The sequence below is a fragment of the Bacteroides oleiciplenus YIT 12058 genome, assembly GCF_000315485.1.
GTDB classification, from domain to species: Bacteria; Bacteroidota; Bacteroidia; order Bacteroidales; family Bacteroidaceae; genus Bacteroides; species Bacteroides oleiciplenus.
Map to the genome: position 1 here is coordinate 1 of NZ_JH992943.1, position 12,810 is coordinate 12,810.

Sequence of the window (12,810 nt, forward strand, 5' to 3'; positions counted from 1 at the left end):
GCCTGCAAGGAATACTATGAACAGTTGCTCGGCGTAGAAGTGGACGGAAGTGGGAAAGATATATCAAGAGGATTCTTCACATCCTACGATGAGAAAGCCTATCTGAACGAAGAACTACTGAAGGAGATGGACGAGACACTGACAGATATTGTTCCACCCGAAAAGCCACAGGTAGGAAGAAAGAAAAGTGGTAAGGCGATAAGTGATAAGGTGGTAAAGGAGAGAGCTGTGAGTGATGATAAGGTGATAGGTGGTAAAAGTGATAAAGTGGAAGCCGAGCCGTGGGAAAAGATGGAATTCAACAAGGCAGTGCTCGCGGTAAAGAGAGTGTCGAAGTTTGAACCCGGAAACAGGGACAGTTTCATGTTCGCACTGGGAAATAAGTGTTATGCAAAAGGGTTGGAAGAAAGCGTAGTGATACGCCTGGCGCAGGAGAAGTTCGGAAGTGACGGGTTCAATGCGGGTACGCCCATACACAACGCATACATCTATACCGACAAGACCACGGAAGCTGCCATGCACAAGGAAGAGAAAACGGATACCATCAATCAGGTGCTCGATTTCCTAAAGACACATTATGACATACGAAGGAACGTGATACTGGACCGACTGGAATACCGCGACTTCAATGAGAAGGAGGAGAAATGGAAAGGAAAGTTCCGGCCCATGAGGGCGAGAAGTTTCAACTCCATATTCCTGCAACTCCAACTGGCAGGAATCAAGTGTTTCCGAAATTTCCTACAGGCGGTCATCGATTCGTCCTATGCAAGAGATTTCAATCCTTTCATGGACTACATCGGGAAGCTGAAACCATGGGACGGGGTGACAGACTACATCGGCGAGCTGGCGGACACCGTGCAGACCGAAGACCGGGAGTTCTGGCTGAAGAGTTTCCGAAGGTGGTTCGTGGGGATGCTGGCGGGCGCATTGCAGGACGACACGGTGAACCACCTGGTCATCATCCTCTACTCCGAACAGGGAAAAGGAAAGAGCACCTGGATACGCCGATTGCTGCCACCCGAATGGAAAGAGTATTACCGCAACGGCATGGTGGACCCGGGAAACAAGGATCACCAGATACTGCTCAGTACACATGTTATCATCAATATGGAAGAGTTTGAAGGAGTCAGAGTCGGAGACATGGCGGGACTCAAGCGGATTATCACCCAGGAGAGCGTGACCGAACGCAAGGCGTACGACATACAGGCCTATAACTTTGTGCGCCACGCATCGTTCATTGCCAGCACCAACAGCCGACAATGCCTGCAGGATATAGGCGGGAACCGCCGCTTCCTCCCCTCCTCCGTCACCTCGCTGGATTACCGCACACCGGTCAATTACGAAGGGATATATACGCAGGCTTACGCATTGTTGCAGCAAGGATACCAATATTGGTATGAGGGCGGAGAAATAGACGAGCTGAACCGACACAATGAGCTGCACCGCATGAAAGACCCGGTGGAGGAAGACTTGTTCGTATACTTCCGCAAGCCGGAACCCGAAGACCTGCATGTGAAGTGGATGCCGGCGGCAGCCATACTCAGCAAGATTTCAACCTACGGGAAGATACAGGTGAACAGGCAGACGACACAGACGTTGGTGCTGTCCCTGGAAAAGTATGGATTCCGGACAAGAAGAAACGAACAGGGAAGCACGGAGTATGAAGTGGTGGACCTGATGGAAGATGAAATAAACAATGGGTTCAAAGAAAAGAAGGAGGAAAAAGGAAAAGAAAGGGGAAAAGAGGAAGAAGGACAACTACCTTTTTAAGGCTCTTTTAGGAGTAGAAAAGGGAAGATAAATAGCATTATAATGAAAATCCCGTATGGTATCAATCATACGGGATTTTCATTATAATCAAATTCAGAAGAGGGTATCAGTCATTAGGGTTCCCCCAGCGTATTCACAATCAGGCGGACCTGCCGGCGGGTATAGCGATGGTCGCCGGGAGACTCAGCAGCCTGATACATGGCCTTGTGAAGGTCAGGGTTACGGCTGATCCAGTAACGCATCTTGCGCATGGCGGGAACAATGGGCATGTCGGGATTATACAAATGGGCAAGTTCGGACTTGCTGTAGGAACGAATGACGAAGGGTTCTTCGATACAATGATTTTCCATGTCAGTGAATGATTTATGAATTATAAAATAGGAATTGTTTTACCACTCAAAGGTACAAATTTACAGCCATATACAGAAAGGACTGTCACAATATAATCATCTGGAATACATATATTTATCATACAAGCACAAGGACAACAATGTACGACAAAACCACAGATACGGATAACGTATCTTTGTATCACCAACCTGCAGGAAGGGAAAAATAATAATTAAAAATTAAAAAGTTATGGCAGTACCATTTAAAAAGACGGTCCACAGAAAGGACCTGAGGGACAAGCAGTCGCCGATGATGTATTACCCGCGTCTGGTGACCATGGGGCAGAGCGCAAACCTGGAAAGCATTGCGTATGAGATGAAAGAGAAGAGTTCGTTGTCGTTGGGAGACATCAAGAGTGTATTGACGAATTTTGTGGAAGCGATGAGGACGGCTTTGTATAACGGACATTCCGTGAATATACAGGACTTCGGGGTATTCAGCCTTTCGGCACGCACCGCAGGGGTGGAGACAGAGAAGGAATGTACGGCAAAGAATATCAAAAGCGTACGGATCAATTTCCGCCCATCCACCAGTGTAAAACCCAATCTGACTTCGACACGCGCCGGAGAGAGAATCGAATTCCTTGATATAAAAGCGGCTCTGGAAGGCAAGCCGGGCTCAGGGGAAGACAAGCCTTCGGGAGGAGGTGGCTCAGGAGAGGGAGGACTGGAAGAAGACCCACTGGGATAGAATCCAAAGCCAAAGGCTTTGGAAATTAAAAATGAAAGAATTAAAAATGAAAGAGCATGAAAAAATCAATCTGGGATAAAATACTCAAAGTAGTAATTGCGGTAGCTTCGGCTATTGTAGGGGCACTGAGTGCTAATGCAATGAATGTGTAAAAAGGTAAAGTAAATACTCTCTAAAAGTGAATAAGGCTGTTTTCGAAAACAAGACAGCCTTATTTTTAGTAAATAAGGCTAACCTATCAGAAATTCAGATATAGCCAGTATTATTTTACATGATAAAACTATAATTCACAACAATAACAGGGGAAATGTTTGTTAATTAGAGTTAATACAATGCAGAAAACAAGTATAAAAAAACTTGCTTTTGTATTTTTGTATCAATATCCAATATTAATTCAATACAAAAAACACTTAATAATTGATTATGAGACTTTTTTTATCCTGGAAACATATAATCAGCCTCTGTTTTGTTCTACTACACTTAAGTTTATCCAATACGGCCGTAGCCAAAGAACAACATCGGCTACTTATTATTAACTCATACAATGAAGGAGCCCCATGGAGTCAGACTCTTATAAACCCTATTATGCTTCAAACGTCTTCAATAGAAGATGTCAGTGCCGACTTAGTGCATATAAATGGGACATTTATCCGCAATGACTCATTGTACAACCAAATGGAAGAAGGAATCTTCCAGCGTTATGAAAAAAACAAGCCGGATTACCTGGTGCTCATAGGCAATATAGCCTTCACTCTAAGAGACCGTATTCAAAAAGAATGGGGAGACATTCCAATGGTATTAATTGCCAACGAAGACACCTATGCCCCACGAGGATATTATTTCACAGGAAACTCCATAAATATGACAGATAACAAAGCCCTCCCCCTGAACAACATCAGAGAGCAATATAACTTCACATTTATCGAAGCCCCGAATATGTATAAAGAAACCATTGACATGATGGTACAGATGTTGCCCCAAATGAAGAAGATCGTATTTGCGGCAGACGAACTTTACCAGAATCAACGACTGGACCGGCTGATACACTCGTACATTACATTAAAATATCCGAACATCAAATACGAACGTCTGGTAGGTAAAGAAGAAAACAGCAGGCGACTGCAAGAATACTTACTGAAAGATGATCCGACCACAAGCATATTGTTTTCTACCTGGTTCTATGAACGTGAAAACCTTTTCGGATCGCCTACACTCATCAGCGGCGATTTTCAATTAGTAGCATCTTCATCTCAACCGGTATTCGCATTGAGAGGGGCATATATCAACAAAGCAGGATTCATTGGTGGATACTTTTATGACCAAACAGAATTAGAGAAATCATTAACTGCCATTATCGAAGAAATGCTCCGGGGAAAAGAACTACGTGACATTCCATTCGTATATAGTAAAAAGTCATACCCGCTCGTCAACTATGCACAACTGAAATTGAGTGGCCTGAATGCAGACCTTTGTCCGTCAGATACAATATTCTTGAATAAACCACTCACATTTTGGCAAAAATATAAATGGTGGATCATCAGCGGAACAATTCTGCTGCTTTCACTTGTGGTCATTGCGCTTATAATATACTTGTTTCAGCGAAAGAAAATAGCCCTGTTCAGTGCCCATAATACCCTTGTATGCAACATGCCCATATCATATACCCAGGCAAAAGTGGCTTTCGATGAAAAGGGAGAGGTAACAGATATAAAATACCAGGCCGGCAATAGCTTGTTCAATAGTTTGTTTACAGTAAATGAGGATAATGATACGAATAAGAATTCGCTTTCACAGATTGAATGTCTTCCTCAATTTATACAAATGGTATTCAGAGAAAAACAAGCGATTACCTTCACACACTATTTCAAGCAGACCCACACTTTTTACGAGTTCATTATCTGCCAGTCGTCCGAAAAGTACACCATAGATATTTTCGGGGTTGACATCACAGCACGCAATGAAGCGGAAAATGCGTTGCGGGAAATCAATAAGAAGCTGGAAATGACCTTGAGCGTGGCCCGAATCATTCCTTGGCGCTGGGATCTGAAAAGCGATATGATTACTTGTGAATCCGAACAGGTACTGGCCCATATGAATTTTACCAAAGAAGAAGGTTCCACTCCCCAGGCACACATCATAAAGGCTTCTGAATACTTCCGGAAAATACACCCGGAAGATGTGGAACGCATGGAACAAGTCTATATGAATCTTGTATCCGGAGAATTACAACATGCCAAAGAAGAGTTCCGCATCATCACCGAGGTGGAAGGACGGAAATTTATAGACTGGCTGGAAACCAATGCGGTAGTAGACCAATACGATGAGCAAGGATGTCCGATATCCTTGGTAGGTTCGCTGCTATTGATCACAGAACGCAAGAGACAAGAAAAGGCATTGATAACAGCCAAAGAGAAAGCCTTGGAATCCGAACGGCTAAAATCCGCATTTCTGGCTAATATGAGCCACGAAATACGTACACCACTGAATGCTATCGTAGGATTCTCCAGCCTGCTAACCGCCACTGAGGATGAACAAGAACGTGAAGAATTCATCAGTATCATAGAGAATAACAACCAACTTCTCCTGCAACTTATCAGCGACATTCTGGACTTGTCGAAAATAGAAGCAAATACTCTTGAGTTCAATTACCAGAACGTTGACCTGAACGGATTGGCAAGAGACGTGGAGAGTACAGTACGACGCAGGCTGAAAGCGGGTGTCGTTCTGGAATTCATTCCCGGAGTTACTGAGTGCCATGTACAAACCGAAAAAAACCGACTCTCACAGGTACTTATCAATCTGCTGGTCAATGCTACTAAGTTTACTTCGGCAGGCAGCATCACATTCGGCTATAAAATCCGTGGAGAAGAACTTTATTTTTATGTAAAAGATACAGGTTTAGGTATCTCACAAGAAGACCAAGACAAGATATTCGAGCGATTTACCAAAGTGAATACTTTCACTCAGGGAACGGGATTGGGACTTTCTATCTGCAAAAACATTATCGAAAAGATGAAAGGTCATATCGGAGTAGAATCCGAGGGTAAAGGCAAAGGCAGTACATTCTGGTTTACAGTACCATATAAGCCGGGAGCAGTTGCACAACAGAAGAAACAGCAGCAAGTTGATCTTGCCCCCAAAGCACCTCAGCAAAAACCTGTCATCCTGATAGCAGAAGATAATGAAAGCAACTACTTGCTGTTCAATTCTATTCTTAACAAAGAGTACGATCTGGTGCATGCCTGGAACGGTGAAGAAGCCATAGAATTATACCGGAAATTCCAGCCGCATGTCATCATCATGGATATCAATATGCCCAAAATGGACGGATACGAAGCAGCACGAGAGATACGGAAATTCTCAGCAACAGTACCTATTATTGCCGTTACGGCATATTCTTTCTCTTCGGATAAAGAAAAAGTTATGAAAAACGGATTCAACGGTTATGTACCCAAACCGGTTGACGCACACATCCTGAAAGAAAAACTCCACAATACGATCAAACAAAACATTGCAGCAATATAATAGCAAGGAGGGCCTCCACCCTCCTGCTATTCATTTTCTTGCCTTAATCTGAATTTTCTTTTTCTGCCGTTCCTTTTCCCCTATATTCACTGGGGCTGACTCCGAAATGTTTCCGGAATACTTCCCTGAAATATTTTGCATCGCAGAACCCGGTCTTATCCGCAATTTCCGTGATAGAGTACTCCCCTTCCTTCAACATCCGGGCAGCACACTGCATACGGATGAGACGAACATAATCTGCCGGAGAACAATCAGTTAATGCTTTCACTTTATTGTAGAAACTGCTACGGCTCATGTGGTGAAGTGAACAAAGCATGTCTACCGTAAAATCCGGATCAGCCATATTCTTCTCCACATTTTCCCTGACGGAAGCAATGAATTTCCAGTCAAGTGTATCCCGGCATCCTTTCGGCCATTTTTCATTTTCAAAATCCGAACTGCCATACTTTTTATACAGCAAAAGCCTGTTGGCTATCAGCCGGTCGATACTTGCCTTCAGGATATTGATGCTAAAGGGCTTGGCTATGTAGTCATCCGCACCGATTTTCAGTCCTTCCAGCATGTTCTTTTCATCTCCCAATGCAGTCAGCAGAAGCACCGGAATATGGGAAGTCTCGATATTACCCTTTATAGCCGCACACAATTCATCTCCCGACATTTCCGGCATCATGATATCCGACAGCACAAGATGCGGCTTGAACTCGGACAAAATTTCAAGCGCTTCTTTCCCATTAAGACAGGACTGCACCTGATAATCCTCACCAAGCGTATTTGTCAGGTAGATGCGTAAATCATCATTATCTTCCACTACGAGGATACGCTGCGAAGAAGCCGGATTCTGCTTGGGCGTAACTGATGGAGAAAACGGAGAAATAACTTCGGGCACAGTGGCGGGATGCTCCGGAGTTTGGGGAGTGATAGTAGCTTTATGAAAATGTTTGTTTCCTTTAGGGAAAACGATTTTTACTTGTGTGCCTTGTTCCGCTGTACTCTCTATAGAGATTTTACCACTATGTAGTTGTACTAATCTATGCACCAGCGCCAAACCGATGCCACTGCCACTCACTTTAAGATTGATGACATTACTACCCCGGAAATAAGCATGAAATAATCCTTTCTGTTCATTGCGGGGAATTCCAATACCTGTATCTTTCACCTCAATGCACCAATTGTCCTCACACTCTGAAGCGGAAACATGAATACTTCCATTTTCAGGCGTATACTTCATGGCATTCGACAGGATATTTTTCAAAATAGAATCCATCTTGTCCCTGTCAAACCAGACATTCAGATAACTGAAATGACTCTCATAATCCAGTCGGATATGCTTGACACTTGCATACGAACGGAAAGTATCGCAAATGCCGGACATATACGAACCCAGTTCATACTCGGACACATACAAGCGGGATGAGTAAGTGTCGATACGTTCAAAATTGATGAGATTGGTCGTAAGCCGCAAAAGTACATCCACATTCCGCAATGCCATACTTACATGGCTCTTCCCTTCTTCATTCACCATGTCCCCATTCCGTAGTTCCTCCAACGGAGCCTTTATCAACGTCAGAGGCGTCCGGATATCATGAGCTGTATTGATAAAGAAACGTGCTTTTTCTTCTGACGCTTTCTTCTGTTTTCTCAACGTGACGATACGGAACAGAATCACACATACCAGAACCGCCAGCAGGACATAACCGGCTATAGCCCACGGAGTAGCCCATAGTGGAGGAGAAATAATAATCAGCATACTGCGCTGTTCATAGCTCTTATATTTCTCCTCATTGGACACCGAACGCACATGAAGCATATACTTACCCGATGGAATATTGGTAAAACGCATCAGCCCGTCAGCCGAAGGAGCTGTCCATTCTTCATAAAAACCTTCCAATTTCCATGAGTATAACACATTGGAAGGATAATCATAATTGATAGAAGAAGCTCTCAATGAAAAAGTATTCTGCCCATACTTCAGTCGTAAGACCTCTGTATTGTTGAGATCCGTTTCCAGAGGTGATCCTTCATCACCGGGATACACAGCCTGATAAGATATATTCAAATCACTGAGCAGCATCGGAGAAAAAGCGGGAACCGGAATGTGCATATCCGAAGGAAAACCGATAACCCCATCATTACTTCCCAAGACAAAGCGCCCGCTGCTATGCAGAATTCCGGCACCGGGATTAAAGCAGACACTCATAAGCCCTTGTTCTCGGGTCCAGTTATTGAAAGACATCCTGCGAGGAGAGAAATGAACAATCCCGTTTTCCGTACTAAGCAATAAGTCTCCGTCCGGTTTAGGAAGAATCGTATAAATATTGTTGGAAATAAGGGCACAATTGTCCGTATAGTATTGGGCAAAAGCTTCCTCTCCGGGATCGTAGAGTACCAGGCCGGAACCGCTGGTACCTATATACAACACACCGTCATCTCCCTGATACAAAGCACAAATATGCGATGATTCCACCGGCATATCAATGCTGCGGTACTTCCCGGAAACCTTGTCGAGCAAATACAATCCCATCGAAGTACCGATCCACATTGAGGAACTATCCTTCTCTTGAATACAAGTGATGGAACTCAATCCCGGATATAAACGGGATTTTCCACCTGTCAGATCAAAGCACTTCAGGTTATAAAAACCGCCTGACCAGATATTGCCTTCCGAATCTTTCTTTATATCACGTATATACTGATCGGGACGTAAATCAAGGTGAAAAAAAAGTGAAGAAGCGATATAATCAACCGTTAGTGTACGTTTATCTATCTGGTAAAGACCGGAAGTGAAGCCACCTGCCAGAATAATACCCGGTGAAATTTCGCAAAGTGTCAGAAAAATGTGGTTCTTATCTTCCAACTCATGATCGAAAGTACTGAAGAAGGAATGCCACTCACCCGTACCGGAATTATAAAGACTGATACCGTTACTGGTACCGAACCAGAGATCACCGTCACTGTCTTCAATGACATCATGTACCTGATCATTGACAAGCGACTGGCGGTTACCAACCGAATGACGTGTCCAGCGATACCCTCCATAGCGGTTGTCACGAATGGTTATACCACTGGGATAATTGGCAATCCAGATACGGCCATCATCGTCCACATACACATCATTGATATTGTTGCCGTTCATTCCGTTATGAATCGTATAATCAGCTACAATGTAAGGAACTGCATGGCATGAATCGACATTCATTCGGTAAATACCTTTCCCGTCAGTAGCTATCAACACCTCCTTTTCGCCCAAGGGCACAATCCGCTTGACGTTCACATCGCTAAGGGTTCTGTCCGAACTGGTTTTCGAAGAAGTACTGAGATCACAAATCCATATCCCCTGTTTGAAAGTACCGACAAACAGTTTTTTTAAGGTATCCGAGAAAAACAACTCGCTTACCGGTATATGAAGATTATAGGCAGATTTGCATGTGAGTGACATACGTTGCTCATCCAGTATAGCCTGATACAGTCCGGATTCAGTACCTATGAAGAAGTTCATCCCGTCCATCTGTTCTATGGAGGTGATGTTACTGATTATGCCGCATGACAACCGGAAAGCCTTTTCTGTATGGGTGTCAAACAATGTAATCTGCTCCTTACTACATAACCATATACGGCCGGAATGATCCATATAACTATGGGTGATATTCGGTGAAGCAATTCCTTTCTCCGGCAGAGAAGGCATATACACCTGTTCAAAGCGGTCGCGTCCCGGCTCATAACGGAAAATGCGGCCTCTTCGCCCTATTCCCCACAAAACACCGTCACCAGCTATATAAAGCCAGTTCAGGCTAAACTGCATATTAAGTCTCTGTCCTTTATCCGTCAGTTCGTAATGTTTGATTTCCTTACCATTGTAACGGTCCGGACCTTCCTGAGTGAGAAACCACATGTATCCCAAAGAGTCTTGCAGAATACGGTAAACTTTCTGGCTACCCAGCCCATCCTCCATGTTTATGTATCTATATGCTTGGGCTGCACATACCTGAGTAAAAAATACGAGTATGGCAAACAGCACGGAGGTGTTTCTCAATTGATAGAATCTTCTCCTGTTCATCACGGTTCGTGTGTGTTATCACATTAAAATACAAGATTAATACGCAAAAATACGTAAAAAGGAAGAAAAAATCATAGGATAAAAAACGTTTTTTTTCGTACTAAAATTCACTTATTATCACCTTGGAAATATTTTTAAAATGACAAAATATAACAAGTAATAAATCATAAAAACAAAAAGAACTGATTTTCATAAAAATAGAACGTAATTACTGAAATATTTCAGTAATTACGTGTAAATAACATTATAAAAAAAATTGCCGGCCTCTTTCTTTTATTATTATTAATCACTTATTTGACAACATTTTAGTCCTTCCGTTTGTTTATGATAGACAGTAATCCATAATCCATAGTCCATGAAAGCACATGAATATCAGGCAAAAGAGATTTTCTCCCGTTATGGTATCCCGGTAGAACAGCACGTGTTATGCAGTACCCCCGATGAAGCAGTGACTGCTTTCCGGCAATTAGGAGTGAACAAAGTAGCTATCAAAGCCCAGGTGCTGACCGGTGGACGAGGAAAAGCCGGAGGCGTCAAGCTGGCAGACAGCGAAACACTTGTGAGGCAACATGCTCAGGAAATCCTTAATATAACCATCAAAGGATTTCCAGTAACCCGAATCCTGATTAGTGAGGCCGTAGACATCGCGGCTGAATACTACACCAGCTTCACCATCGACCGTAACGCTCGCTCAGTCGTCCTCATCATGAGTGCGGCAGGCGGAATGGATATTGAGGAAGTGGCCCGTAAAACTCCGGAAAAGATTATCCACTGCAACATTGACCCACTGATAGGATTGCCCAAATATCTAGCACAACGTTTTGCATTCACGCTCTTTAAACAGGCGGAACAGGCCAAACGCATGACCACTATCCTACAGGATCTCTACAAAGCTTTCATAGAAAATGATGCTTCACTGGCCGAAATCAATCCACTGGTATTGACGGCTAAAGGCACACTGCGGGCTATCGACGCCAAAATGGTATTCGATGATAACGCACTCTACCGCCATCCCGACGTACAGGCTCTTTTTGAACCGACTCCGGAAGAACAACTGGAAGCTACGGCCAAAGAGAGAGGATTCAGTTATGTACGCATGGACGGTGATATTGGCTGCATGGTGAATGGAGCCGGACTGGCAATGACCACAATGGATATGATTAAACTCTATGGCGGTTCGCCGGCAAACTTCCTGGATATCGGAGGCAGCTCAAATCCTGTGAAAGTGATTGAAGCCATGAAGATACTGTTGAATGATTCGAAGGTAAAAGCTGTCTTCATCAATATATTCGGCGGCATCACCCGTTGTGACGATGTGGCCATCGGCCTGATACAGGCTTTCGACCAGTTGCAAACAGACATACCCGTCATTGTAAGGCTAACGGGAACCAACGAAAATATCGGCAGGAAATTATTAAAGGACAGCAACCGTTTTCAGGTGGCGGAGACTATGAATGAAGCTACCCTGATGGCAGTAAAATCTGTGAAAGGAGAAACATTATGAGCATACTTATCGATAAATCGACCCGCCTGTTGGTGCAAGGAATAACAGGCCGAGACGGGCACTTTCACGCTGTGAAAATGAAAGAATACGGCACTCATGTGGTAGGCGGTACCTCTCCTGGAAAAGGCGGCAGCACCATCGATGGACTTCCCGTTTTTAATACCATGTACGAAGCGGTAGAAAAGACGCAGGCCAATGCCTCCATCATATTCGTGCCGGCAAGTCATGCGGCAGATGCCATTATGGAAGCGGCTGATGCGGGAATCAAACTGATTATTTGTATCTCCGAAGGTATCCCCACCCTTGATGTAGTAAAGGCTTATCGCTTCACCCAACTAAAAGGTGCAATGCTTATCGGCCCCAATTGCCCCGGTTTAATATCTCCGGAGAAAAGTCTGGCAGGCATCTTGCCCGGTAATGTTTTTAAAAAAGGAAATGTCGGAGTCATCAGCCGCAGCGGCACATTGACTTATGAGATAGTTTACCACCTTACGGTCAATGGCATGGGACAGTCCACCGCCATCGGTATGGGAGGCGATCCTGTAGTGGGCCTTTACTTCCGCGAATTGCTGGAGATGTTCCAGAACGATGAGGACACGGAAGCCATCGTCATGATTGGTGAAATTGGCGGAAATGCAGAAGAACTGGCAGCCGAGTATATAAAGAAGCACGTGACCAAACCCGTCGTAGCCTTCATAGCCGGGCAATCGGCTCCTCCGGGAAAACAAATGGGACATGCAGGAGCTATTATTTCCGGCAGTTCAGGTTCGGCAGAGGGGAAGATTGCAGCACTCACAGCAGCAGGAATACGAGTAGCCAAAGAACCGGCAGAAGTTCCGGTCTTATTAAAAGAGTCACTTCCAAACAAATAACATAA

The 12,810-nt window shown here is 44.1% G+C and carries 8 protein-coding genes; 6 read left to right on the forward strand and 2 right to left on the reverse strand.

Annotated elements, in window-relative coordinates; translation table 11 throughout:
* On the forward strand, positions 1-1,770 hold a 1,770-nt coding region (locus tag HMPREF9447_RS16590), incomplete at its 5' end, for a VapE domain-containing protein (RefSeq protein ID WP_009130910.1).
* Positions 1,771-1,883: 113 nt separating this feature from the next.
* On the opposite strand, the gene HMPREF9447_RS16595 is transcribed toward HMPREF9447_RS16590, so the two are convergent.
* A complete protein-coding gene (locus HMPREF9447_RS16595; protein WP_009127735.1) occupies positions 1,884-2,120 on the reverse strand; it encodes a DUF4248 domain-containing protein in 237 nt (78 codons plus the stop codon).
* A gap of 229 nt (positions 2,121-2,349) precedes the next feature.
* On the opposite strand from HMPREF9447_RS16595, the gene HMPREF9447_RS16600 reads away from it, so the two are divergent.
* From HMPREF9447_RS16600 to HMPREF9447_RS16605, 3 genes are all read left to right on the forward strand, one after another.
* Positions 2,350-2,850 (forward strand): HU family DNA-binding protein, encoded by a 501-nt coding sequence (locus tag HMPREF9447_RS16600; RefSeq protein ID WP_009130911.1) that lies wholly within the window; start codon positions 2,350-2,352, stop codon positions 2,848-2,850.
* A 56-nt stretch (positions 2,851-2,906) separates the two neighbouring features.
* Positions 2,907-3,002: a smalltalk protein gene (locus tag HMPREF9447_RS28510; RefSeq protein ID WP_009127739.1), complete on the forward strand. Its 96-nt coding sequence runs from the start codon at positions 2,907-2,909 to the stop codon at positions 3,000-3,002.
* A gap of 433 nt (positions 3,003-3,435) precedes the next feature.
* Positions 3,436-6,375: a PAS domain-containing hybrid sensor histidine kinase/response regulator gene (locus tag HMPREF9447_RS16605; RefSeq protein ID WP_187389041.1), complete on the forward strand. Its 2,940-nt coding sequence runs from the start codon at positions 3,436-3,438 to the stop codon at positions 6,373-6,375.
* Positions 6,376-6,418: 43 nt separating this feature from the next.
* Here the strand turns inward: HMPREF9447_RS16605 and HMPREF9447_RS16610 are convergent, their stop codons facing one another.
* On the reverse strand, positions 6,419-10,429 hold the full coding sequence (locus tag HMPREF9447_RS16610; RefSeq protein ID WP_009130913.1) for a hybrid sensor histidine kinase/response regulator transcription factor: 4,011 nt from the start codon (positions 10,427-10,429) through the stop codon (positions 6,419-6,421).
* 355 nt (positions 10,430-10,784) lie between these two features.
* On the opposite strand from HMPREF9447_RS16610, the gene sucC reads away from it, so the two are divergent.
* Both sucC and sucD read left to right on the forward strand, forming a co-directional pair.
* The gene (gene sucC / locus HMPREF9447_RS16615; RefSeq protein WP_009130914.1) at positions 10,785-11,933 is read left to right on the forward strand and encodes an ADP-forming succinate--CoA ligase subunit beta; all 1,149 of its coding nucleotides are present in this window, start codon (positions 10,785-10,787) and stop codon (positions 11,931-11,933) included.
* The gene (gene sucD, locus HMPREF9447_RS16620; protein WP_009130915.1) at positions 11,930-12,805 is read left to right on the forward strand and encodes a succinate--CoA ligase subunit alpha; all 876 of its coding nucleotides are present in this window, start codon (positions 11,930-11,932) and stop codon (positions 12,803-12,805) included. The genes sucC and sucD overlap by 4 nt, the downstream gene beginning before the upstream one ends.
* Positions 12,806-12,810 lie beyond the last annotated feature (5 nt).

Bases quoted from the DNA above. Each gene is read 5' to 3' on its own strand.
- HMPREF9447_RS16595 (WP_009127735.1), bottom strand. From the start codon at position 2,120: ATGGAAAATCATTGTATCGAAGAACCCTTCGTCATTCGTTCCTACAGC.
- HMPREF9447_RS16600 (WP_009130911.1), top strand. From the start codon at position 2,350: ATGGCAGTACCATTTAAAAAGACGGTCCACAGAAAGGACCTGAGGGAC.
- HMPREF9447_RS28510 (WP_009127739.1), top strand. From the start codon at position 2,907: ATGAAAAAATCAATCTGGGATAAAATACTCAAAGTAGTAATTGCGGTA.
- HMPREF9447_RS16605 (WP_187389041.1), top strand. From the start codon at position 3,436: ATGCTTCAAACGTCTTCAATAGAAGATGTCAGTGCCGACTTAGTGCAT.
- HMPREF9447_RS16610 (WP_009130913.1), bottom strand. From the start codon at position 10,429: ATGAACAGGAGAAGATTCTATCAATTGAGAAACACCTCCGTGCTGTTT.
- sucC (WP_009130914.1), top strand. From the start codon at position 10,785: ATGAAAGCACATGAATATCAGGCAAAAGAGATTTTCTCCCGTTATGGT.
- sucD (WP_009130915.1), top strand. From the start codon at position 11,930: ATGAGCATACTTATCGATAAATCGACCCGCCTGTTGGTGCAAGGAATA.